Source organism: Flavobacterium johnsoniae, from assembly GCF_001879205.1.
Taxonomy (GTDB): domain Bacteria; phylum Bacteroidota; class Bacteroidia; order Flavobacteriales; family Flavobacteriaceae; genus Flavobacterium; species Flavobacterium johnsoniae_A.
On the sequence record NZ_MLFK01000009.1, the window covers coordinates 211,566 to 234,249 of the forward strand.

Genomic DNA, 22,684 nt, shown 5'->3' on the forward strand with positions numbered 1-22,684 from the left:
TTTAAACAGTTTAAATCAAATTCTATACTGCTAGCAGATTTGTAACGACTACATTTTTTTGTTCTTTTGCTTATAAACATCGATAATTACATTATGTTCCAGCATATCATTTATTATTAATCTGCCATATTCATGTGCAAGAGCAGGAGCACTAAAAGGATTAAAAGACTGGGTCTTGGCTGAATATACTAATTCTTGATTTGGCATTACAAACAGACTGCTTTCCCAAAAATAATAAGTGTTATTTACATAATATCCGTGTTCATTTATTTTGCTATATATGGCATTATAATAAACATCAAAATTATTAGTATCGGTTTCTGCAGCGTCAAACATGCTTTTAGGGGCATGATAGGTTTCTTTTTGTTTGTCAAGCAGTACAATGGTTAAAACAGCAATAATTCCATTTTGCTTTAACTCTTTTATTATCTCTTTTTGATCCTGGCCCTCATATGTTTCAAAATTATAAATATCGGTGGAGGCAGCAGCATCGTAGCCAAGATTACACAATTCGTCAGCCAGATGATTCTCCATTTTCTGCTGCAATCTTTTATCAGATTCTGGTATTAAGCCAACTACTATAATGCGGCCATGCTGCAGACTAGATGCTTGTGTGGAGTGCCAACTGCTGGTAATATTTGAACTGGAACATTGAACAAAAAAGACCGAGAATATTAAAAGACTGTATACAAGTGGTTTCATATCGTTTTTTAGAATTAGAATTAGTTTTCAATAAGCTAAAATTACGATTTACAGCTCGATCAAAATATGACCACAATCACCATTTGAGAATATAAATTTTAAACGGTAGGATACTGCTTCAATGAATATTATATAATTTTTAAACAGCAAAAAGAATGAATGCAAAATTTAACATCTTGGGTGCTATAACTTTACTGTTATATTCCTGCCAGAATAAAAACTCGCTAAGTGAGGAAGTGCTTAATACAGATTCATTAATGAAAACAAAAAACATAGAGCAGCAGACTCTCAAAAAATGGTTTTCATTTAATAGAGAATCAGATAGTATAATTACATCAGCTGAATTGATTATCATCCATCAAGAGAAAGGTATGGAGATACAAGGAAAGAATAAGAGCAGAGAAAAGAGGCTGCATGAAGCGAAATACCACCTTGAAGAATTAAAAAGAAGGGTTAATTATATTAAGGAGTATGAAATTAGCACTGACAGTTTTAATTCCTCAGTTGTACATACGTTAGATTCACTGCAATTAGATTATCTCCAGGAAAAACTTAAACTTGAAGCTTCTTTATGTGAATTTCAAGAGTTTACTATGCCGTGAATCGGTTATCTGGTTAAACAGCTGCAAGAAGATCAGATATCAAATTGTTTTTGATCTTCCTTTTATTTTCTAAACACCAGCATAGGGGTTTTGGTGTCAAAGCCCTTTTCAGAAGTTTTAATAGATTGAAAAAGCTGTTCAAACCAGCTTCGGTCTTCTTTGGCAAACATGGTTATCATAGACGGTTTGGTTTTCATGATGTCAATTTGAAGGTGACGCAGTAAAGAAATTTCGGGCTTTAATTTTTTAAAGTAGAAAGAGACTTTCTCTGATTTGAATTTATGAGTAATTAGTTTAAACTTTTTATTGATCTCATCCTGGTTGGTAAAATAGTCATAATGATAAATCGCAATTGATGCATTAAATGATGCTGCGAATTTTTTAATCAAAGGCAGTTCTGTATTGATGTTTTCAATATCAGATGGATAAAGGACAGAAGTTAAAGATTTCATTCTGTAATATTTAGGGACAACCAAAACCGGAACAGGCGAAACATGCAATATTTCGTTAGTATGACTGCCTAATAATTTATGCACCAAACCGCCCCCTCGTGTACTCATGCAGATATAATCAGCCTTAATCTTCACAGCACAATCAATAATAGCCTCATTAACATTCAGCTTACTCTCTGCTGTGTAACTTACTTTACCGGGCTGTTTACCAGTTTGTCTGTAAAGGGTGTGTATAAATTTAATCAGACCTGTTTCCAGTATTTTAGTATCCGTTTCGGGAAGATCTGCAAAGGTAACGGCTGAAAAAGGATCCAGAATAAACGATGTATTTACATAAAGAAATGCAAGTTCGTATCCTGTTTGGGAAGCCAGCTGTATGGCAAAGCGCACCGCAGGTTTGGAATTATAGGATAAGTCGGTTGTAACAAGTATTTTTTTCATTTGTTATAAGTATTTATGCTGTTAGTTGGAATCAAAATTCATTTCATTTATATATAAATTTACTTTCTTCCATTGTCTGCTGTTAATTTTAGCTGTATCAATGTCAGTAGTCCAGTCTAATCCGGGAAATAATTTTAAGCGGTTTATGACTCGTTTTTTGTATCCAAAAGAAAAACGATCGCCCCGCATTTGAAATTCTATAGTTTTGTGATAGTTGTCCTTATTTTGGTAAAGAACGGTCTGCGTTTTCCAGTCGCCTGCCCAAGTTAAAAAAGATTGTATGTAACACAGACATCCAACAAGTAAGATTGTCAATACTCTTGACTTTATAGTTTTTAATTTTCCAAAAAGCTGACCTGCTATAAAAATAAATGAAATTGCGGCGGTTAATAATATTACAAAATGTATAATAGAATTATTAATATATAAATCTGTATAGCGATTCATAAGCAGTAAAACCGATGTAAATAGAAATACGGTATAAAGCAAAGTTTTCATTGTCTGTTATAGTAAAAGAAATAAAGTAAAAACACAAAACTGTCTTTAAAAATTAATGAACATTATTTACATCAGACTGCTCCTCTAAAAGATCAGAAGAGCTGTTTAGATCTTTCTCAAAAGCTTTTTTGTCTTTGCTGTTTAGTCTGAAAACATAAATCATCATAATGAGTACAACAGCCCCGCTGACCGTTAGTATAATCCAGCTTGGTTCCATGATATTGATTTTTTAAGTTAATTTTCGCTTGTAGTACGATTATCGAAATAATGTAGTCTGTTCGGGAGAACCTGTATCTTCTCAATCTATAAAAAAGTAAGATATAGATAGCAGAGATTCTTTCAATTTTTTACAGTACTGGAGTATATTTATGTTCTACAGCCAGCTGATTATCCACAGCCCATATGCCGGGCGTTTTCCAAACTATTTTTTCCGCCAGATCTTTTTGATAAATGGAAGATACTGAACCCGTCAAGATGACTTTTGTGCCCTCTACCTTAATGAGAATGTTTTCAGAATGTAAGGTCCAGTTACTAGACAAGGCTCTTTTTATATTGTGTTTCTCAATTTCGTTTTTTATTTCGGCTTTTATCTTGATATGATTTGTCAAACCTCTAACCCCTGAAAGATGGCCAATAGATTTTTCGGCGGCTTCTTTTTGATAGTTCCAGGTAACATGTCCCTCAAGAGTAACCCATCCTTTTTCCACTTTAACCTGAATTTTTTCCTGAGGAACATTCCAGTTGTCCATTAAAGCTTTTAAGACATCAACGGCAATATCCTCATCTGTTCTTGTACTGTTGGAGTATTTTATTTCAATTTCCTCTACAACAGCTTTTACGCCATCGACATTTTTGGCGGCGTTTTCAGCTTCAATTTTTTTATAGTACGCATCGACTGTTCCCATAAGAGTCACAATCCCGTCCCTGGCAGTTACGCCAATTGCGGCTGCCTGCAGCTGAGGCTCCCATTTGATAGCGTTTTGCACGTCTCTTTGTAGTTCTTCATTTGTTTTCATGGTATTGTTAATTAGAACGTTAGATAATATAATTTTCAATTTAATAAAACTCCAGTGTTTCATTTTCTAAAAGAATTTGATTTTCTTTCTCACCAGGAGAGTTTTCTTTTGGAATATGAATTTGAAGTAATACGCGCATTTTGTCTATCTCTGCGGCAGTTTCATTTGCACAAAGCATAAATTTTCTGGCTTTGATCTGAGTATGATATTTTATTGACGTATTTTTTGAAATCGCTAATGTCATCAGCGGTATTATTGAGAGGATAAGTATAATAACACAGGCCGCTATAATTGGGATCCTAAGATAAGGCAGTCTAACAATGAGATTAAAAAATAATAGAGTGCCAAATATTAATCCCGACAGACAGATGGCAAATAATCCTGTAACACTCCATTTTTCCATTCGGTCATAAATATTATGATAACCTAAAGCATTTTGTTCCGTGTAACAATCCATTCCTATAATAGAAAGTTTAGTAATGTCATAACCATTTTTTTTGAGTGTTTTTATGGCGTCTTCCGCATGATGCTGTGTTTGATAATGCGCAATAAAAAGTTTTTGATTTTTCATTGTTCTTTTTTTTTAGTTAGTAATGGCAACTAGTATTGTAAAAACTGTTTTGCAATTTCGAAACTGTTAAAAATACTTTTTTGAATAGTTTAATTTTGTTTGGTAAAAGTGCATAAAAACATTAAAAATTAAAATGATCTTAATCATTCACAAACCCATTTATCGTTTAAATTATTTAATGTCTGGCATTGGAGAATGTGATCAAAATCATTTTTTATATTGTGCTGATAGATTAATTTAGTTATCGGCGGTAATAGAACACATTTCCCGAAAAACTTTATATAACAGCAAAAAAAAGTTAAATGGAGACTTTGCAGGAATTTCAGGTAGATTTGAATTGGCAGGAAAATCAAAAAGCAATAGTAAGTGCTGTTATTTTTAATGATACTATAGAAGTGTCTTCCTCTTCTTGTTTTAAAAAATCAGATGGAGCTGCGTGGTCGGCAGAGCATTTATTTATTGCTTCTGTAGCAAGTTCGTATATGACAGGATTTTTTAGAGCAGCAAAAAACAAAGGTCTTACATTTAAAAACTATACAAGTACAGCCCGGGCTTCTATACTTATATCTGATGAATTTTCAGAGATAACAGATATTGTAATTAAACCAGTAGTAGTGATCACAGAAAAGAATAAGATTAATAGAGTTTTGAAAATATTGACTATCTGCAGGGATCATAGTTTAGTTTTAAAGGCTCTAAAAGTAAGACTTCATGTATTTCCTTCAGTTATAATATCCTAATATATTTTTACTGATAATTTATTCGGATCTTTAATATATATAATACTGAATTCCAGCCTAATTTTATCTCACGATAGTATGAATACAAATGAAAAGGAATTAAAAGGACTAAGTTTTAATGAAGTAATAGATTTTAGAGAAAAATTTGGAACCAATACTTATAATTACAAAAAAGATAACAGGTTCCTGGCTTTTTTTAAAAGTATATTTGGAGAACCAATGGTTCTTTTATTACTAGTTGCTTCAGGAATTTATTTCATAAATAAACAATACAGTGATGCTGTATTTCTTTCAGCTTCAATTTTATTAATTGTTGCCATTTCATTGTATCAGGAAAAAAGAAGCCGGAATGCTCTGGCAAAGCTTCAGGAATTTACAGAGCCTTTATGTAAAGTGATTAGAGAAGGGCAGCAGCAAAATATCAAAACACAGGATATTGTGGTGGGAGATTTTGTAATTGTCGAAGAAGGCGGTTTGGTGCCGGCTGACGGAATTATTGTGCGTTCTAATGATTTTTCTGTAAATGAGTCGATACTGACAGGTGAATCTATGGCTGTTTTTAAGGATAAGCAAAAGGAAGATAATAAGGTTTTTTCAGGAACCAATGTGGCTGGTGGCCTTGCAATAGTAAAAATAACAGAAATAGGAAACCAGACAAGACTGGGTAAAATAGGAAGTAGTCTGGAAGCTATTGCTGAAGAAAAAACACCATTAGAGCTTCAGATTGGAAATTTTGTAAAAAAAATGGTTTTTGCCGGGGCAGTAGTTTTTATTTTGGTATGGAGTATTAATTATTCCAGAATAGGCAGTGTTTTAGAAAGTCTTTTGATGGCACTAACTCTGGCTATGAGTATCTTGCCAGAAGAAATTCCGGTTGCTTTTACAACATTCATGGCATTAGGAGCCCGCAGACTTATGAAAATGGGTATTGTTGTCAAACAAATGAAAACAGTCGAAACCTTAGGCAGTGCAACAGTGATATGTACGGATAAGACCGGTACCATTACGCAGAATAAAATGGAACTTGCAAAGCTGTATCTGCCATCAGGTTCAGAAGTTAACGCTGATACTTTTACGCAATTAGAGGAAACAGAAGAACTGGTTACCACTGCCATGTGGGCAAGCGAACCCATTGCTTTTGATCCTATGGAAACAGCGCTTCACAACAGTTATAAAAAATTTACCGACAAGGATAGGAGAGCCAGTTTTAAAATGATTCATGAATATCCTTTATCAGGTAAACCGCCTATGATGACCCATATTTTTGATGATGAATCTGGCAATCGAATTATTGCGACAAAAGGAGCGCCAGAAGCCATATTAGAAGTGTGCCATCTTACAGCTGAAGAAAAAGAAAGGATAACGGCTGCGATGAATCAACTAACCGAGAAAGGTTATAGAGTGCTTGGCGTTGCAGTAGGAAATTGGCAGGGGAATAATTATCCGGAAACACAGCAGGAAATTCCATTTAATTTTAAAGGTTTAATTGCTTTTTATGATCCTCCAAAAGAGAATATTAATGAGGTCTTACAATCATTTTATACAGCTGGCATAGCAGTAAAAATTATTACAGGAGACAATGCAAAAACCACTAATGCAATTGCACAGCAAATCGGTTTTAGAGGAGGGGATAAGACTATTACTGGGGATGAGCTTATGAAATTAAGTGATGGTGAACTTCAAAGTAAGGTAATGCATATTAACATCTTTAGCAGAATGTTTCCAGATGCCAAACTGCGAATCGTAAACGCTCTGAAAGCAAACGGACAGATTGTTGCCATGACAGGAGACGGCGTAAATGACGGACCTTCGCTCAAGGCGTCACATATAGGTATTGCAATGGGGAAAAAGGGAACTTCAATAGCAAAAGATGCCGCTTCGCTAATTCTTGCAGAAGATGACCTTTCTAAAATGGTTGATGCTGTTTCTATGGGAAGAAAAATATATACGAATCTAAAAAAGGCGATTCAGTATATTATTTCCATACATATTCCTATAATCCTGATTGTATTTCTGCCGCTTGCGCTGGGATGGATTTATCCCAATATATTCAGTCCGCTTCATGTAATTCTGCTGGAACTTATCATGGGGCCAACCTGCTCTATAATTTATGAAAATGAACCTGCAGAAGCAGATACCATGCAGAGAGGGCCAAGGTCTTTAACAGCAACATTTTTTAATGCAAAAGAACTTGTTGTAAGCATTTTTCAAGGTATAGCTATAACTTTAGGTCTGCTGTTTATCTATCAATGGTCCATTCATAATCAGGGAGATGAACAAACAACCCGAAGCATGGTTTTTCTCACGTTAATTACCGCTAACATCGTTCTCACTTTGGTCAATCGATCTTTTTATTATTCAATCTGGGTTACCCTGCTGTATAAAAACAAACTGGTTGCTGTGATAATAAGTATTACAGTGTTTTTAGCGATCGTATTATTTGCCGTGCCTTTTCTGCGTTCTTTATTTAGTTTTGAATTGATTACTTTTTATCAGCTGCTGTTATGCATTTTAGTGGGTTCAGTATCTGTTTTATGGTTTGAGGGAATAAAATATCTTAGGAGAAATAAATGATTTCTAAATTTCTATTTCACTTCCCATAAACGGAACAGTGCATTTAAATCCATATTTATCCTTGATTTTAATTCTTAGTTCTTCTGCGGGAAGGTTTTCTCCGTGAACTAAATAAATACATTTTGGATTGTTTTTAAGAGCAGAAAGCCAGTTTACTAAATCTTCTTGATCGCCATGCGCAGACAGTCCTTCAATTTGTGTAATTTTAGCTTTTACAGGATAATATTTTCCATAAATTTTAATTTCATCAGCTCCATCAAGAAGTTTTCTTCCGCGAGTGCCTTCTGCCTGATAACCCACAATTATAACAGTAGTTTTTTTAATACCTATATATTTTTCAAAATAAGACAGCACGCGGCCACCGGTAACCATACCGCTTGCGGCAATAATTACTTTTGGCTGAGGATCTTCAATAATGCGCATGGTTTGATCGAATTCAGAAACGATTCTGAACATTTTGAACATTTCATGGCAATCATTGGCAGAGAGTTTATGCCACTGCATATTTTCCAGAAAAACATCAAGTACGCTGGCACCCATAGGAGTGTCAAGGATGTAAGGGATGTTAGGTATTCTTCCTTCTGTTTTAAGTTTCCATAAAAGATACATTATGGATTGTGCTCTCTCGACAGCAAAACCTGGAATAATTACGGTTCCGTTTTGTTCGATAGTACTATTGATATAGCTTTCCAGCTCTTTTTTTACGTCTAGATCTGGATGCAGGCGATTGCCGTAAGTACTTTCTAAAAAAATGTAATCTGCGATTAAAGGTTTTGTTGGCGGAAACATTAATACGTCATCATCCCGTCCAATATCGCCCGAAAAAATTAAGGTTTTCCCCTCCAGAGACAGTGTAATACTGCAGGCACCAATAATATGTCCGGCAATTGAAAAAACGGCAGTAATATCATTCGCTACAACAATTGATAGATTGGGCTGTATTACTTTAAAAAAGGGAAGAACATTTTCTGCCTGAACTACTGTGTAAAGAGGTTCTGCTTTTTCATATTTAGAATATTGTTCTTTGTTGGCTTTATCAGCTTCTTCTTCCTGAATCTTTGCACTGTCTAAAAGAACGAGCTGTGCTACTGCTTTAGTTGGGCTGGTGCAGTAAATTTTCCCGGCAAATCCCTGAGCGACCAGTCTCGGAAGCCAGCCGCAATGATCCAGATGACCATGTGTTAGCAGCACATAATCTATTGTAGAGGGTAAAATTGGCAATGGTTCCCAATTAATTTCCCTTAGAGCTTTAAGCCCCTGAAAGAGCCCGCAGTCAACCAATATTCTAACTCCCTTGCTTTCTATGAGTGTTTTGGAACCTGTTACAGTTCCAGAGCCTCCTATAAATTTAATTTTCATCTTATATAAGTTTACAAATTTGTGAAGCTTCTTTCAATACATTTCGAATCCGGTTTTCGCTAAGCCCAATTTTATGAAGACTATGAGAATCGTTAATAAGATCTTTTACAAGCAGCTGATCCAGAATTAGCAATTTTTCCTTTTCTACCATTGATAAGGTTGTGAGGCAGGTAATAGGGTAGAGCGCCGCTTTATCAATTTTATTTTTGATGTTGTCATCTTTTGGATAGTCCCAACTTAAAAGGTTTATTCCGCTGCAGTTTGCAAAACTTTCAGCATCTTTAGTAAAGCGGTTATTGGTCACTATAATACAGGAATTAATAGTTTCGCTGTTAGAAAAAATAGTATGCGTTTTCACTTTAAGGTCATTAAAACGAGAAAGAATGTACATCGGAACTTTTACATCAGAAGAACCTTCTCTGCTGCTGTGAAATTTACATTCAATCATCGAAATTAGATTCTCTTTTTTTATCATTACATCTACTTCATGCGAGACACATTTTCCCTGCAGTGCTAAGTTGGTCCTGGTTTTAAAACCTTCGGCAGCATATAATCGTGCAATAAATTTTTCAAAGAAAAAACCAGCCGGACCTAGCATTTGTAAGGCAGAACGAAGGTTATACCGCGCAGCATGGCCATTCGAAGCTTTTTTTAAAATAGCAAAAGCCATTTTGTATATCTGTTTGGTCGTTATTCCCTCGTACATTTGGCTCTGTATTTGAGCCAGCGATTCTTTAATGAGTTCAGGGGCAGCACCCGATTTTTGAAGAGAAAGCTTTAATTTTTCTATGTCGAAAGGAACAACATGCCCTGAGTGCTTAATTACTTTCATGATTTTTTAGTTGATCCCGATTACTTAAAAAGTATACGATTGTTCAACCAAAATTATATCAGATTATCTAGATAAAGGCTGATCAAAATCACTTGAAAAAATGATTTTGATCATAATGAAAGATTAGTTTTTTATTTTGCTGAGTTTATCTAAGTTAAGTACGTGAATGGTACTGGCTGTTTTCTCAATCAGTCCTTCTTCTCTAAAGTCGCTTAAAGTACGACTTACCGTTTCTGGAGAAGTTCCTGAAAATGCCGCAAGATCATCCCTGCTGAACTTGATACTGGAGTCATCCATCCCGTGCTGTACTACTAAATGAACAATACCCTGGGCAATTCTTTTTCGCACTGACATATAAGCAATCTGCAAGAGGCGAACCTCTTTCTCTCTCATATCATTGGCTAGAATTTTAATGAATTTTGCCCCTACATCCGGATAAATAAAAAGTAGTTTATCGAGCTGTTCGGTTGGAAGAAAGCTCAAAACGGTTTCCTCTAAAGCTATTGTGGTATCATTATAAGTGTCATTAGAAAATAAAATACTGATGTCCAGGTAATCATTTTCTTTATATACCCCTGTTATGAGTTCACGCCCTTCTTCGGTTAATTTTACAGTCTTTACTTTACCGCTTATAATGTAATAAATGCCTGTTACATGATCTCCCTCATAATGAATATACTGGTTTTTTTTATAATGCCTTGTACTTCGTTCCAGCATTATTTCCTTGAGTTTTACCAGTCCATCTTCTTTAGAAATAAGAGTGTTGAGGTTTTCAGCCGTTTGTCCGTAAAACAGCTGTTGCAGTTCTTGTTTTTTCAACCTCGCTTCTATAGCCCGTAAAAGTTCCAAATCGTCAAAAGGTTTAGTGAGGTAATCGTCTACTCCGAGTTCCATACCTTTACGAATATCGGCTCTTTCTGCTTTTGCGGTTAAAAATATTACAGGTGTGGTCTGTGTTTCGGGATTTTTTTGGAGAATATGTAATACTCCGTAACCATCCAGTTCTGGCATCATGATGTCACATAGTACAATATCAGGTTTTACTTTTAAGGCTGTTTCTACTCCAGCTTTTCCATTGTCGGATGCAAAAACCTCATATCCGGATAGTTCCAGTATTTCAACAACATTTTCTCTAATATTGTCATTGTCTTCGATAATAAGTATTTTAGTCATAAACGCGGCAGTTCAATAGTAAATAAAGTTCCTTTGTTAATTGCACTTTCAAAAGAAATGGTGCCATTCATCAGAGATACATATCGTGAAACAATGTGCAGTCCAAGACCAGTTCCGGGTATATTTCCTGTATTATGAGCCCTAAAAAAAGCTTCAAATAGGTGTTCATGATCTCCTTCGGGTATGCCAATACCGTTATCCTTTACATTTATAATGATCTTACTGGAAGTCATTGCTGTCGAAAGTTCAATTTCAGTTTCTTCACCAGAATATTTAATCGCATTAGAAACCAGATTGATAATACAGTTTTTGAGCAGGTTTTTATCTAATTTTACTAAAGTGACTTCTGTGTTGGGAATACTTATGATTTTTTGCTTTTTTTTGGTAAGAAGCTTTAATTCACCTATGATTTCCTTTATAAAATCCTGAAGATCAAAACAAGATATCTGGAGTGTAATTTTATTAGATTCCGCTTTTTCAAGAAGCAGAAAATCATCCAGAATAGTCGTTAGGTTTGAAACAGCACTTTTAATTTTTCTTATGTGCGTTTCAATTTTGGGATTGTTTAAATCTTCTGAATAGCGCTGAATCAAAGAAGTAGAAAGATGAATGGTGCTGAGTGGTGTCCTGAATTCATGGGAAGCCATTGATAATAAGCGGCTTTTAATTTTACCGAGTTCTTTTTCTTTTTCCAGTGTACTGCTGACCTCTTCCTTAGTCTGGGTTAATGCGGCAATTGTTTCATTTAGCGAATGGGTACGGTCTTTTACCAATTCCTCCAGGTGCTGTGTATACTGCATGAGTCTGTTTTCGGCTTCTTTTTGGTGGCTCATGTCATGAATGAAACCTGCAAAAATTCTTTCTCCTTCAAATTTGACTTCGCTCACCCCAAGTCGGAATGGGAAAATATTGCCGTCTTTTTTTCGTCCAAGGACATCTCTGTCATGGCCAATAATATGAGGAATTCCGGAAGATTTATAACTTTCTATATAGGAATCATGTTTTTCCCGGTCGGGAGAAGGCATCAAAAGTGAAATGTTTTTACCGATTACTTCTTCTGGATCATATAAAAAAAGCCGGCAGGCAGAAGGATTTATAGATTCTACAATTCCTTTTTCGTTAATTGTAATGATACCGTCGATTGCATTATCAATAATTGCCTTTAAAAGTGCTTGATTTTTCATGTTGCAATCGGTTTTTGGTCTAACAAATGTCGCAAAATGTTTTTGATAACCAATCTATTAGATACTTAATTTTTGCTAAAGAAATATTGAGTTGTTTTTAAGATCATGTTTTAAGAGGTATATGTATTTTTCTGTTCCGTAATATCATTTTTTAAAATGGAGTTTATATTTATAATGCCATTTACCAATGCATCAGCATTAAAGGAAATACTGTTAATTCCCGACATGACCAAAAACTTTGCAAATTCTGCTGAGTCGCTTGGTGCCTGCCCGCAGAGTCCAATTTTTCTATTCATTTTTTTAGCGATTTGAATCATTTGAAGAATAAGTTTTTTAGAAGCTTTATTTTCTTCGTTAAAAAGACCAGCGATTAACTCCGAGTCTCGATCAATACCTAATGTAAGCTGTGTAAGGTCGTTTGAGCCTATGGAAAAACCATCAAAAATTTCCGAAAATTCTTCGGCAAGTAATACATTTGAGGGTATTTCTGCCATGACATATATTTCAAGTCCGTTTTCGTACTGTTTTAAACCATATTCTTCCATAATAGCAATGACTTTTTTCCCTTCTTCAGGAGTACGGCAAAACGGGATCATGAGTTTTACATTGGTAAGACCCATATCATCTCGAACTGCTTTCATAGCCTGACATTCAAGCTTAAATCCTTCACGATATTTTTCATGATAATAGCGTGAAGCGCCTCGAAAACCAAGCATTGGATTTTCTTCCTGAGGTTCAAAAAATGAACCTCCTAGAAGTCCTGAATATTCATTGCTCTTAAAATCGCTCATTCTAACAATAACTTCTTTAGGATAAAAAGCCGCTGCTATTGTTGCCACACCCTGCGATAGTTTTTCGATGAGATAATCAGCTTTGGTGTCATAATTTTCCGTGAGTTTGTTAATTGCTGTGCTTTGAGCTGAATCAGTTACTTTTTCGGGATGAATCAGCGCCATTGGATGTATCTCTACATAATGTGTTATAATAAATTCAATACGAAGTAACCCCACACCATCATTAGGATAAAAAGAAAGTTTAAAAGCTTTCTCGGGATCAGAAACTATAAGCTGGACTTTTGGTTTTCCGGGCAGTTTAATTTCATCCAGTTTTGTGGTTGTTTGTAAGTATTTCAATTTATCTTTGTATACATATCCTGTTTTTCCTTCAGCGCAGTTAATGGTAATAAAATCACCATCTTTAATTAGCTCGGTGGCATTTTCTGTTCCTACTATTGCTGGAGTCCCCAGTTCACGGGCCACTATAGAAGCATGACTTGTTCTTCCTCCTTTATTGGTAACAATTCCGGCTACCTTTTTTAGGATAGGATCCCAGTCTGGGCTAGTAAAATTAGTAATGAGAATATCTCCTTCTTGTAATGCTGAAGTATCTTTCGGTGAATGCAATATTCTCGCAATGCCGCTGGCAATAGCATTTCCTATAGCTTCACCGGTTATGATTGCTTCTCCTTTTTTTTCTAATTTATAAGAAGTTATAGACAAAGGATTGATCAGGGAATGTACAGTTTCGGGTCTGGCCTGAATGATATAAAGCTCGCCATTCATTCCGTCTTTTGCCCACTCAAAGTCCATTGGTTTATTATAATGATTTTCTATAATAAGCGCCCATCTGGCCAATTTTTCAATTTCTGAATCCTGAAGGACAAATTTACTGCACCATTTTCTGGGAGTTACTTTTATAACAGTTGAATCGGTACCAGCTGAACTTTCACTATAAATAAGCATTTTAGTTTTTGTGCCAAGATTTTTTTGCAGAATGGCTTTTTTATTGTTTTTAAGAGAAGTTTTAAATACAAGAAATTCATCTGGAGTTACAGTTCCCTGAACAATGGTTTCGCCCAAACCCCACGTACCTGCAATATGAATCAAATCACGAAATCCTGATTCGGGTTCAAGCGTAAATCCTATTCCGGAACAGGCCAGATCTGAACGAACCATTTGCTGGATCCCTACAGAAAGAAATACTTTATCATGATCAAAACCTTTATCTAGTCTGTATTTAATTGCCCTGTCTGTATAGAGGGAGGCAAAACAGCATTTAACGGCATATATAAGCGGCATAGTTCCTTTTATATTTAAAAATGAATCATGTTGTCCGGCAAAACTAGCATTGGCCAAATCTTCTGCTGTGGCACTGCTTCTTACGGCAACAGTCATTTCATTATCTTGTGATAAGTCTGTATAAGCAGAAGAAATTGCAGTTTGAAGATCCAGAGGGAATTTTGCATCCAGCAATAATTTTCGGGCTTTTGAACCGATTTCATTTAAGTTCATAAAATCTTTCTTATCCAGAAGTTTCATCAGCTCATCTAATCGGGCATTTAGATTATTATGCTTTATAAAATCTTTATAAGCAGTTGTGGTGATTGCAAAACCATTTGGGATTCTAATTCCCTGCGGAATAAGATTATTATACATTTCGCCCAAAGAAGCATTTTTGCCGCCTACTTTACTACTATCAGTAATCCGGATCTGATTAAATTTTAAAATATATTTTTCCATTTTCATTGCTTTTAATCTCGTATTTATGGCTTTAATTCTCTAATAAAGATAAGCTGATGCATAATTATTAGAAATGATGGCAGTCATTTAATACTTTTTTTTAAGAGTTTAAAGACTTCTAATATGTGATGCAGATCATTTTACAGCACTAAATAATAAATGACATTTGTGTAAAGGATTAGATACGACAAAGATTTTGGATGAATATGATATTCTAAAAAAATGAGGTTTTAGAACTTTTATAATTGAAAAAATGCAACATGAAAACAACAAAATCACAGGAGAATAATATATCTGTTTTTGAAAAACTTAGAAAAACAGATAAAAGCGGTCATGAATTTTGGAGCGCTAAAGAACTTGCTAAACTGCTGGATTACCCTAAGTACAGTTTATTTTTGAAGGCAATAGATAAGGCAAAAGCAGTTTGTATTAATACCGGCCAGGAATCAGACATACATTTTAAAGATTTCGGTCCGATAAAATCAGTAGGTGGTGATTTACAAAGAAATAATGGCGATATAAAACTATCGCGTTATGGCTGCTATCTCGCAATTCAAAATGGAGATCCAAATTTGAAACCCGTTGCTTTGGGACAAGCCTATTTTGCAACACAGACTCGTTTACGCGAACTGAGCCAGCAGAAGCATAAAAATTTAAAAATAGTAAAAGAGAGAAGGCTTTTTCTTCGAGAAGAACTGACTAAAAGAAACCTTCAGCTTGCGGGAGCGGCCCAAAAAGCAGGCATAACGAAACCTGCAGATTATGCCATTTTTCAGAATCATGGCTATAGAGGCCTTTACGGAGGATTAGATGTAAAAGCGATTCGTGGGATGAGAAACCTAGACGCAAATGAAAATATTCTGGATTATATGGATAGTGATGAATTAGCAGTCAATTTATTTCGTGTTACACAAACCGCAGAGAAGCTCAAAAATGATAATGTTCATGATATTGTTGATGCCAATAGTGTTCACTTTACCGTGGGATTAAAAGTTCGTAAGGCACTAGAAGATACCGGAAATACTCTGCCGGAGCATATGCCGGTAGTTGAGGATATTTCTTTGGCAGAGAAAAAAGATAAAGAATTGAAATCCAGAAAAAACAGCAAAAGAAGAACTGTTCACTAGATGAAAAAAGTAAAATTTTAATCATTTAAAAATTATAGTTTTGAGTACAACAGAATTTTTATTTCGATTAATTGCGGCCTTAATTGCCGGATTAATTATTGGTTTTGAAAGGCAATGGCATCATAAAGAAACAGGGCTTACCACAAATATGCTTGTAGCAACCGGAGCTGCCGCTTTTGTATTATTGTCCATAAAGGTTTCAGCCGTAAATTCAAATATTGATGTTACGCGAATTACTGCCCAGGTTGTTATGGGAGTTGGCTTTCTGGGAGCCGGAGTTATTTTTAGAGAAGGACCAAATGTACATGGTTTAAACTCGGCTGCTACGCTATGGTGCAGTGCTGCAATTGGCTGTATTGCAGCTTCGGGATATTTTATTGAAGCATTAGTGTGTACACTTTTAGTTGCGATAGTGAATACCGTTCTTGAACCAGTAGATCAATGGCTGCGAAATAGAAAATAATTGTAGAGACAAATTTCTATTTTAGACTAATGAGAATAGTTACTCAGTTTTTAATAATAATCGAAGGGAATTAATTAAGCAATTACATGAAAACAAAATTCTACATAATAACTTTCATTGGTCTACTATTTTATTGCTGTCAGCAAAAGGACTCGATTGATTCAAACGAAAATATTGATTTAGATTCAGTTGAAATCTCTGGCATCGATAATGAAATGCTTAGAGAATGGTTTTCCTTAAACAGACATTCAGATAGTATTGTGGCTTCTGCACGGCTTATTATAAAAGAGCGAAGAGGCGAGGTGGAATTTCATCCACAGGATGAGCGCGAATACATCACTACCTGTATTAATGAAGCTCAGCAGCATCTTGACGAATTGAAAAGAAAGGTGAAATACATTAGAGAATTTGCTGTTCAAATTAAAAAATATGATCCCGAGGTACAGCACAAGATTGATTCGCTTAAAGAAGATTACATTCAGGAGGAACTAAAGCTTAATGAGTCACTAAGCCACTTGTATTAGTTTAAAATTAAATATGCTGTCGATTAAATGATTTAAAAACAGTTTGTTATTTCTATATTTATAAGATGTTAAACGACTAAAAATAATTTTGAAATGAAAAATATACTATTGACATTCATGTTATTAATTGCATTAGCAAGTTGTAAAAAAGAGACTAAAGATTCTGCAGATGCCATTTTTTATGGCGGAGATATCATAACTATGGAAGGCAGCCAGCCACAGTATGTAGAAGCGGTTGGGGTAAAAAACGGGAAAATTATTTTTGCGGGCTCAATAGCTGAAGCTAAAAATTTTCAAGGGAGTAAAACGGAAATGAAAGATCTAAAAGGCAAGACAATGCTTCCGGGATTCATAGATGCACATGGCCATGTTTGGAATGCCGGATTTCAGGCAGTAGCAGCTAATCTGCTTCCGGCTCCTGATGGCACGGGTAATGATATTGCAAGTATTATTTCATTACTTAATAAATGGAAAGCGTCTAACAAGAATGCTATCGGAAAATACGGCTGGATAGTGGGTTTTGGATATGATGATGCACAATTGAAAGAAAAGCTTCCTCCAACGGCAGATGATCTAGATAAGGTATCTTCAACAATCCCTGTTATTATTATACACCAGTCCGGGCATTTAGCCGTAATGAATCATAAAGCTTTGGAAATGTCGGGTTACAATGCCACATCAAAAAATCCTGCAGGCGGCGTGATTAGAAGAAAAAACGGATCTAACGAACCAAATGGAGTAGTGGAAGAGATGGCTATGTTTGCACCGCTTTTTAAAATGATGGGAACACTCGACGAGGAGGCTAATGAAAAAATTGCAGAAGCAGGTCTAAAATCTTATGTAAGATTTGGCTTTACAACCGCACAGGAAGGAAGAGCAACAAGTGATGTCTGCAATACATGGCTAAAACTTGCTGCTAAAAACAAACTCACTATTGATGTTGCCGCTTATCCTGATATACAAAGCCAAATGGCTTATATGAAAAAAAATGGTATTCAAAAAGAATATAAGAATCATTTTAGGATTGCGGGGGTAAAACTCTCACTTGATGGTTCTCCGCAGGGTAAAACAGCATGGCTGACAAAACCCTACATTATTCCGCCTCCAGGCCAGCCGAAAACTTATGCCGGCTATCCTGCATTTCCAAAAGTGAGTGATGCTGTCACGCTTGTAGATTCTGCATATGCAAATAACTGGCAGATTTTAGCCCACTGTAATGGAGATGCGGCTATTGACGAGTATATAACAGCCGTAAAGCATGCTACCCATCTATATGGGAAAAAAGACAGGCGTACCGTTGCAATACATGCACAAACAGCCCGCTTAGACCAGTTAGATGCAATGAAATCCTTAGGAATTATGCCTTCTTTTTTTGGAATGCATACCTATTATTGGGGAGACTGGCATAGAGATGAAACATTAGGGAAAGAAAGAGCTGATCGCATTTCGCCTGCTGAAACAGCTCTTAAAAAGGGAATGATTTTTACCCAGCATCATGATGCGCCTGTCGCGCTTCCTAATAGCATCATGATTTTGTATTCTGTGGTGAACAGAATCAGCAGAAGCGGAGATGTAATTGGGCCTGAAGAAAGAATCAGCGCTTATGACGCTTTAAGGTCCATAACGATTTGGGCAGCCTATCAATATTTTGAAGAAAATAATAAAGGATCCCTAAAGAAAGGAAAATTGGCTGACTTGGTAATCCTCGATAAAAATCCAATAAAGATAAATCCTTTAAAAATTAAAGACATTCAAGTAGTTGAAACAATTAAGGAAGGAAAAACTGTATTTAGTAATGCTGCTTTTAGGTAATACAGCAGGGAATTGGATGTTCTGTCGCATTTGGGAATAACTTTATCTTTATAATTTTAAACCCATCAAAATATGAATGCTGAAGTTCAATGTTATCCAAAATATATCATTCTTCAGGCAGTTTATTTTAAATTAAGATTTACACTTAGTTACCGGGATGTTGAGGAAATAATGAAAATTACGGGAGTCACTGTGAATCATGCCACGATCCAACTCTGGGTTTATCAGTTTGCACCTTTGCTTGAGGCAGAGATGAAGAAGCGAAAAGTTGAAGATTGGATGAGACCTATATCAAAGTAAACGGTATCTGGTTTTATTTATATCGAGCGGTACATAAATTTGGCAATTAATTTGGAGCGGTTATCATCTTCAATTATATATAATATTATTTTTTAGGAGCTTTTACCGCTATCCGTTCCAATCTTTTGCGCCTCCCGAAGCCTCGGGACCGGTACAAAAGGATTTCCACTGCTATCGGGGATAGGGCTGCTCAGGAACCCTGTTCTTTAGACTAATAAAAATAAGAAGGTTATATAAAAAAAGGCGCCAATGTCTTCAATTGGCGCCTTTTGGTGTGTTGTGACGGATACTTTACAATTTACTAACCATTTTATGAATGATTTAAAGAAATTAGCTTATTTTTCAATTGATTTGTAAGATAATTATTAAAGTTTTTATTCAGAAGCGGTTTGTATGTATCGTAGGGGTTAAATGTTAAAAAATCTTAAATAATGTGATTTCACTAATTTGTTATTGGATCAATTTCAAGTATTAAATTAGGATAGTAACTCAATATTTAAATTAAGATTTAATTGAGTTATTTGCAAAATTAAATATTTGTTTTAAGATTATTCAGGTCAAAATTTGATGATTAATGTTTACTACTTTGGATGAAAATAAAAAATATGAGTATATACTTATTTATTGTTCTTCCACTGAAACTAAAAATTGATTTATTTCCTTTTTTTATAAACAGTAATGTTCCGAAGGGAATATTGTCATTTTAGCCTGTTCTTTCAAAAAATTCAGATACAGACACTCGTCCTACAATTCATCAGGTTATGAAAATTGTCCTCACCGATGAAAATTATCAGCCTACTGCCGATTACACATTGGATTTTTATGTGATTGGCAAGATTGAAATTTACAGGAATGCAAAATAAAAAAGATGTATTTATGAAGATGTCTAATATTATTTTATCAGACAGATTGCTGTTATTTGTAAAATTCCTCTAACGGAGGAAGTTGTAAATTTCAATTGCTACAGCGTATCGGTTTTTTGTTTTAAAGGAAGGGTCACCGTAAATTCGGCGCCATTGTCCTTTTCCCCGGCGGCAGTTATTTTGCCATTATGCCTTTCGGCAATCTTTCTGCACAGGGCAAGGCCCAAGCCATTTCCCTCGTACTGGTCTTTAGAATGCAGTCTTTCAAATGCCGTAAAAATCTTTTCTGCAAATTTAGGATCAATTCCAATACCATTATCCTTTATTTTTATCTGTAGAAAATCCTGGCCGTCACTATTGATGATGCTGCTTGTTATGATAACTCTGGGAGGCTCGTCCGCTTTGGAAAATTTCAGGGCATTTTGGATCAGGTTATAAAAAAGCTGGTTAATTAAAATCGGCGCTCCCTGAATCTGCGGAAGATCAGAAGTAACTAAAATAGCACCTTTTTCTCTTATTATGAGCTCGAGGTCTATTTTTATGTCTTCAATAACCTCATTAAGAGTAATTGTTTCTATAACCTGTGAAGTTTTGTCAAGGGTGGAATAGGTCAAAATTCCCTCTATAATATTTTCCATTCTCTGGGCAGACTGGCTTACTTTATGAAGGTATTTTTTAGATTTTTCATTAACATTGTCTTCTATGTCATTTCGTAAAAGGGTATTGAAAAATTTAATTTTTCGCAGCGGCTCTCGAAGATCGTGGCTTACTACGCTGGCAAAATGCATCAGATCGCTATTAGAACGCGTGAGCTCATTTGTGCGACTTGAGACCTGCTTTTTTAGTTCCTCCTGAAATTCCTTATGCTCGTGTATATCCTGAACAATCCCAATGATGGTCTTTGCAGACCCGTCCTTGTCCTTGATAATCTTTCCATTGATTTTAGCCCAGCGGTAGGAGCCGTTATCATTTAAAATTCTTGCCTCATAACATATTTTTCCCGTTGCCTCAGCCTGCTGGTGTGCTTTTTCGCGCGCCGGGAGGTCCTCTTGATGAAGTTTTGAAATTAAATCGTCATTTGTTGTTTCGCTTGCAATGGAACAGATCGTATTGAAATTTGCTGAAGTCTTGATTTTTTTGGTCTCAAGGTCTATTTCATAACTTCCTATCCCGGAGCTTTCTATGGCTATGGTTAATTTTTCATTCGCTTTCAGGGTTTCTTCTTTTGCTTTGTGCAGATCCGTGATGTCAGCGCCGGTGTTAAGCACGCCATAGACTTTTCCATGCTCGTCAAAGAGCGGAATAAAACTATAATTAAAGTAATGTTCGGTCATAATTCCCTGCATGACCAGATCTACTTTTCTGCCCACAGCATGAAAGGCTGTTCCGGTTTTGAGAACGCCAAGGGCCTCATCGAGAATCTGCTGGTTTTCAATTTCAGGAACAACACTGAGATAGGTTTTTCCAAGTACATCATTTCCTTTGCCCCATGTTTTGATCATGGCATCATTGGCCAGTGCAATTTCTAAATTATCTCCCACATACACTCCGACGGGAAGAGGGATAGCATCAATTATATTTTGTAGAAGCCCTGGATTACGGTACATAGCGTTAGATTTGATTGGTATAGTTTTAATGGCGAAGCTATTGGCTTTTAAATGTTTATGGTTACATGAATTCTGCATTTTGTATCATAATTCCAATAATACAGCTGATTGTTTCTATTGTTTCTGCTTCGATTTTTTGTTATTGGAAATGGCCCGCTGCTCGCTGCATCTAAAGCGTTTAATTGCGTCACTGCGTTTCCGCAGATGCTTTGTTTGACAGTTTTCTACCCTTTTGCGCCAAAGTTTATAGCTGCCGGGTTTGAGTTCCTTCTTCATTAAAATTTTTACATCAGCTTCCTGAAGCTCAAACTGATATGCAATGGCTTCAAAAGGGGTTCTGTCTTCCCATGCCATTTCAATAATTCGATCCAGGTCACGATCGGGAAATTGCCGTTTTACTTTTTTCATAATTCTATTTTTTTGAGGGATTCCCAATAGGGAATTAAGGAGAGCATAGCGAAGTTAAATAAAATAGTTTTTATTTTGTTTAATATTTATTAAAAATAGTTAAACAATTATTATCTTTAACATTAAGATATCATCTTATATGAAATGCCCCCTTTTGGTCTTTTGATATTTAATAAATAATATCTTATTTTCTTGAAAATCATAGCAGAAACAATCAGAACGGTTCTTTAATTCTAATCTTTAAAAAAATGAAAACTATTGTAATTGTTGGCGGCAGTAAAGGAATTGGTAATGGTGTTTTAGTGCAGCAGCTTGAAAATTATAAGGTAATCAATATCAGCAGGACAGCTCCCGATATTACCCATTCAAATTTAATTCATTTTTCAGTTGATGTGCTCCGTGATGCTTTGCCTGAATTTGAAAGTATAGATGCCCTGGTGTATTGTCCGGGGTCCATAAACCTCAAACCCATTCTGGGCTTAAGCCTGGATGATTTCAGAAAAGATTTTGAAATTAACGTGATGGGTGCCGTCAAAGTGATTCAGCATTATCTGCCTGCGTTAAAGAAAGGGGAAAACCCTTCTATTGTTTTATTCAGTACCGTTGCGGCAAAGCTCGGAATGCCTTTTCACTCCAGTATTGCGGCCTCTAAGGCAGCAGTAGAGGGTCTGGTTAAATCGCTCGGTGCCGAACTTGCCCCGTTAATTCGTATCAATGATATTGCCCCGACTATTACAGAGACTTCTTTGTCGGGATCTATTTTAAGAAACGACCGTATGAAAGAAAATATGATCGAGCGCCACCCCTTGAAAAATTACCTCAAGCCCGCAGAGGTGGCCCGTATGGCAGGGTATCTTATTTCTGAAGATGCAGCATAAATTTCAGGCCAGATTTTCGCGATGGATTATGGTTTGGTA

General features: G+C 35.7%; 23 protein-coding genes. 10 read left to right on the plus strand and 13 right to left on the minus strand.

What is annotated here, in order from left to right; genetic code table 11:
* Positions 1 to 48 precede the first annotated feature (48 nt).
* Complete coding sequence (locus BKM63_RS16750) at positions 49 to 702, minus strand: hypothetical protein (protein ID WP_071637727.1); 654 nt, start codon at positions 700 to 702, stop codon at positions 49 to 51.
* Positions 703 to 857: 155 nt separating this feature from the next.
* On the opposite strand from BKM63_RS16750, the gene BKM63_RS16755 reads away from it, so the two are divergent.
* On the plus strand, positions 858 to 1,304 hold the full coding sequence (locus tag BKM63_RS16755) for a hypothetical protein (protein ID WP_071637728.1): 447 nt from the start codon (positions 858 to 860) through the stop codon (positions 1,302 to 1,304).
* A gap of 62 nt (positions 1,305 to 1,366) precedes the next feature.
* Here the strand turns inward: BKM63_RS16755 and BKM63_RS16760 are convergent, their stop codons facing one another.
* From BKM63_RS16760 to BKM63_RS16775, 5 genes are all read right to left on the minus strand, one after another.
* Positions 1,367 to 2,197: a universal stress protein gene (locus tag BKM63_RS16760; RefSeq protein ID WP_071637729.1), complete on the minus strand. Its 831-nt coding sequence runs from the start codon at positions 2,195 to 2,197 to the stop codon at positions 1,367 to 1,369.
* 21 nt (positions 2,198 to 2,218) lie between these two features.
* Positions 2,219 to 2,695 (minus strand): hypothetical protein, encoded by a 477-nt coding sequence (locus BKM63_RS16765; RefSeq protein ID WP_071637730.1) that lies wholly within the window; start codon positions 2,693 to 2,695, stop codon positions 2,219 to 2,221.
* 52 nt (positions 2,696 to 2,747) lie between these two features.
* Positions 2,748 to 2,912 (minus strand): hypothetical protein, encoded by a 165-nt coding sequence (locus tag BKM63_RS23670; protein ID WP_165608783.1) that lies wholly within the window; start codon positions 2,910 to 2,912, stop codon positions 2,748 to 2,750.
* A 130-nt stretch (positions 2,913 to 3,042) separates the two neighbouring features.
* A complete protein-coding gene (locus BKM63_RS16770; RefSeq protein ID WP_071638145.1) occupies positions 3,043 to 3,711 on the minus strand; it encodes a BON domain-containing protein in 669 nt (222 codons plus the stop codon).
* Positions 3,712 to 3,751: 40 nt separating this feature from the next.
* Entirely contained in the window at positions 3,752 to 4,282 is a 531-nt protein-coding gene (locus tag BKM63_RS16775) for a hypothetical protein (RefSeq protein WP_071637731.1), read from the minus strand.
* A 302-nt stretch (positions 4,283 to 4,584) separates the two neighbouring features.
* Between BKM63_RS16775 and BKM63_RS16780 the strand changes: the two genes are divergently transcribed.
* Together BKM63_RS16780 and BKM63_RS16785 are read left to right on the plus strand one after the other, a co-directional pair.
* A complete protein-coding gene (locus tag BKM63_RS16780; protein ID WP_071637732.1) occupies positions 4,585 to 5,022 on the plus strand; it encodes an OsmC family protein in 438 nt (145 codons plus the stop codon).
* Between the two features lie 78 nt (positions 5,023 to 5,100).
* Positions 5,101 to 7,596 carry a cation-translocating P-type ATPase gene (locus BKM63_RS16785; RefSeq protein ID WP_071637733.1) on the plus strand — a complete coding sequence of 832 codons (2,496 nt, stop codon included), beginning with the start codon at positions 5,101 to 5,103 and terminating at the stop codon, positions 7,594 to 7,596.
* A gap of 3 nt (positions 7,597 to 7,599) precedes the next feature.
* On the opposite strand, the gene BKM63_RS16790 is transcribed toward BKM63_RS16785, so the two are convergent.
* The 5 genes from BKM63_RS16790 to ppsA form a co-directional block, all read right to left on the minus strand.
* Entirely contained in the window at positions 7,600 to 8,955 is a 1,356-nt protein-coding gene (locus BKM63_RS16790) for an MBL fold metallo-hydrolase RNA specificity domain-containing protein (protein ID WP_071637734.1), read from the minus strand.
* Between the two features lies 1 nt (position 8,956).
* Positions 8,957 to 9,787 (minus strand): ATP cone domain-containing protein, encoded by an 831-nt coding sequence (locus BKM63_RS16795; RefSeq protein WP_071637735.1) that lies wholly within the window; start codon positions 9,785 to 9,787, stop codon positions 8,957 to 8,959.
* A gap of 123 nt (positions 9,788 to 9,910) precedes the next feature.
* Entirely contained in the window at positions 9,911 to 10,960 is a 1,050-nt protein-coding gene (locus BKM63_RS16800) for a response regulator (protein ID WP_071637736.1), read from the minus strand.
* The gene (locus tag BKM63_RS16805) at positions 10,957 to 12,144 is read right to left on the minus strand and encodes a PAS domain-containing sensor histidine kinase (RefSeq protein WP_071637737.1); all 1,188 of its coding nucleotides are present in this window, start codon (positions 12,142 to 12,144) and stop codon (positions 10,957 to 10,959) included. The genes BKM63_RS16800 and BKM63_RS16805 overlap by 4 nt, the downstream gene beginning before the upstream one ends.
* Positions 12,145 to 12,254: 110 nt before the next feature.
* Positions 12,255 to 14,663, minus strand: coding sequence for a phosphoenolpyruvate synthase (gene ppsA / locus BKM63_RS16810; protein WP_071638146.1), 2,409 nt, complete (start codon positions 14,661 to 14,663; stop codon positions 12,255 to 12,257).
* A gap of 260 nt (positions 14,664 to 14,923) precedes the next feature.
* On the opposite strand from ppsA, the gene dinD reads away from it, so the two are divergent.
* From dinD to BKM63_RS24110, 6 genes are all read left to right on the plus strand, one after another.
* Positions 14,924 to 15,790: a DNA damage-inducible protein D gene (gene dinD, locus BKM63_RS16815; protein ID WP_071637738.1), complete on the plus strand. Its 867-nt coding sequence runs from the start codon at positions 14,924 to 14,926 to the stop codon at positions 15,788 to 15,790.
* A gap of 40 nt (positions 15,791 to 15,830) precedes the next feature.
* Positions 15,831 to 16,253, plus strand: a complete 423-nt coding sequence (locus BKM63_RS16820; RefSeq protein ID WP_071637739.1) for an MgtC/SapB family protein — start codon at positions 15,831 to 15,833, stop codon at positions 16,251 to 16,253.
* Between the two features lie 86 nt (positions 16,254 to 16,339).
* Entirely contained in the window at positions 16,340 to 16,777 is a 438-nt protein-coding gene (locus BKM63_RS16825; protein ID WP_071637740.1) for a hypothetical protein, read from the plus strand.
* A 93-nt stretch (positions 16,778 to 16,870) separates the two neighbouring features.
* The gene (locus BKM63_RS16830) at positions 16,871 to 18,589 is read left to right on the plus strand and encodes an amidohydrolase (RefSeq protein ID WP_083572268.1); all 1,719 of its coding nucleotides are present in this window, start codon (positions 16,871 to 16,873) and stop codon (positions 18,587 to 18,589) included.
* A gap of 72 nt (positions 18,590 to 18,661) precedes the next feature.
* Entirely contained in the window at positions 18,662 to 18,889 is a 228-nt protein-coding gene (locus BKM63_RS16835) for an IS6 family transposase (protein ID WP_071637741.1), read from the plus strand.
* Positions 18,865 to 18,939: a DDE-type integrase/transposase/recombinase gene (locus tag BKM63_RS24110; RefSeq protein ID WP_071638148.1), complete on the plus strand. Its 75-nt coding sequence runs from the start codon at positions 18,865 to 18,867 to the stop codon at positions 18,937 to 18,939. The genes BKM63_RS16835 and BKM63_RS24110 overlap by 25 nt, the downstream gene beginning before the upstream one ends.
* A 911-nt stretch (positions 18,940 to 19,850) precedes the next feature.
* Here BKM63_RS24110 and BKM63_RS16845 read toward each other — a convergent pair.
* Together BKM63_RS16845 and BKM63_RS16850 are read right to left on the minus strand one after the other, a co-directional pair.
* Positions 19,851 to 21,359 carry a sensor histidine kinase gene (locus BKM63_RS16845; RefSeq protein ID WP_071637742.1) on the minus strand — a complete coding sequence of 503 codons (1,509 nt, stop codon included), beginning with the start codon at positions 21,357 to 21,359 and terminating at the stop codon, positions 19,851 to 19,853.
* Positions 21,360 to 21,473: 114 nt separating this feature from the next.
* A complete protein-coding gene (locus BKM63_RS16850; protein WP_071638149.1) occupies positions 21,474 to 21,767 on the minus strand; it encodes a TIGR03643 family protein in 294 nt (97 codons plus the stop codon).
* 248 nt (positions 21,768 to 22,015) lie between these two features.
* Between BKM63_RS16850 and BKM63_RS16855 the strand changes: the two genes are divergently transcribed.
* On the plus strand, positions 22,016 to 22,645 hold the full coding sequence (locus BKM63_RS16855) for an SDR family NAD(P)-dependent oxidoreductase (RefSeq protein ID WP_071637743.1): 630 nt from the start codon (positions 22,016 to 22,018) through the stop codon (positions 22,643 to 22,645).
* The last annotated feature ends 39 nt before the right edge of the window (positions 22,646 to 22,684 follow it).

Bases quoted from the DNA above. Each gene is read 5' to 3' on its own strand.
- BKM63_RS16775 (WP_071637731.1), bottom strand. From the start codon at position 4,282: ATGAAAAATCAAAAACTTTTTATTGCGCATTATCAAACACAGCATCAT.
- BKM63_RS16850 (WP_071638149.1), bottom strand. From the start codon at position 21,767: ATGAAAAAAGTAAAACGGCAATTTCCCGATCGTGACCTGGATCGAATT.
- BKM63_RS16750 (WP_071637727.1), bottom strand. From the start codon at position 702: ATGAAACCACTTGTATACAGTCTTTTAATATTCTCGGTCTTTTTTGTT.
- BKM63_RS16790 (WP_071637734.1), bottom strand. From the start codon at position 8,955: ATGAAAATTAAATTTATAGGAGGCTCTGGAACTGTAACAGGTTCCAAA.
- BKM63_RS16800 (WP_071637736.1), bottom strand. From the start codon at position 10,960: ATGACTAAAATACTTATTATCGAAGACAATGACAATATTAGAGAAAAT.
- BKM63_RS16765 (WP_071637730.1), bottom strand. From the start codon at position 2,695: ATGAAAACTTTGCTTTATACCGTATTTCTATTTACATCGGTTTTACTG.
- BKM63_RS23670 (WP_165608783.1), bottom strand. From the start codon at position 2,912: ATGGAACCAAGCTGGATTATACTAACGGTCAGCGGGGCTGTTGTACTC.
- ppsA (WP_071638146.1), bottom strand. From the start codon at position 14,663: ATGGAAAAATATATTTTAAAATTTAATCAGATCCGGATTACTGATAGT.
- BKM63_RS16855 (WP_071637743.1), top strand. From the start codon at position 22,016: ATGAAAACTATTGTAATTGTTGGCGGCAGTAAAGGAATTGGTAATGGT.
- dinD (WP_071637738.1), top strand. From the start codon at position 14,924: ATGAAAACAACAAAATCACAGGAGAATAATATATCTGTTTTTGAAAAA.
- BKM63_RS16805 (WP_071637737.1), bottom strand. From the start codon at position 12,144: ATGAAAAATCAAGCACTTTTAAAGGCAATTATTGATAATGCAATCGAC.
- BKM63_RS16825 (WP_071637740.1), top strand. From the start codon at position 16,340: ATGAAAACAAAATTCTACATAATAACTTTCATTGGTCTACTATTTTAT.
- BKM63_RS16795 (WP_071637735.1), bottom strand. From the start codon at position 9,787: ATGAAAGTAATTAAGCACTCAGGGCATGTTGTTCCTTTCGACATAGAA.
- BKM63_RS16845 (WP_071637742.1), bottom strand. From the start codon at position 21,359: ATGTACCGTAATCCAGGGCTTCTACAAAATATAATTGATGCTATCCCT.
- BKM63_RS16835 (WP_071637741.1), top strand. From the start codon at position 18,662: ATGAATGCTGAAGTTCAATGTTATCCAAAATATATCATTCTTCAGGCA.
- BKM63_RS16780 (WP_071637732.1), top strand. From the start codon at position 4,585: ATGGAGACTTTGCAGGAATTTCAGGTAGATTTGAATTGGCAGGAAAAT.
- BKM63_RS16755 (WP_071637728.1), top strand. From the start codon at position 858: ATGAATGCAAAATTTAACATCTTGGGTGCTATAACTTTACTGTTATAT.
- BKM63_RS16770 (WP_071638145.1), bottom strand. From the start codon at position 3,711: ATGAAAACAAATGAAGAACTACAAAGAGACGTGCAAAACGCTATCAAA.
- BKM63_RS16830 (WP_083572268.1), top strand. From the start codon at position 16,871: ATGAAAAATATACTATTGACATTCATGTTATTAATTGCATTAGCAAGT.
- BKM63_RS16785 (WP_071637733.1), top strand. From the start codon at position 5,101: ATGAATACAAATGAAAAGGAATTAAAAGGACTAAGTTTTAATGAAGTA.
- BKM63_RS16760 (WP_071637729.1), bottom strand. From the start codon at position 2,197: ATGAAAAAAATACTTGTTACAACCGACTTATCCTATAATTCCAAACCT.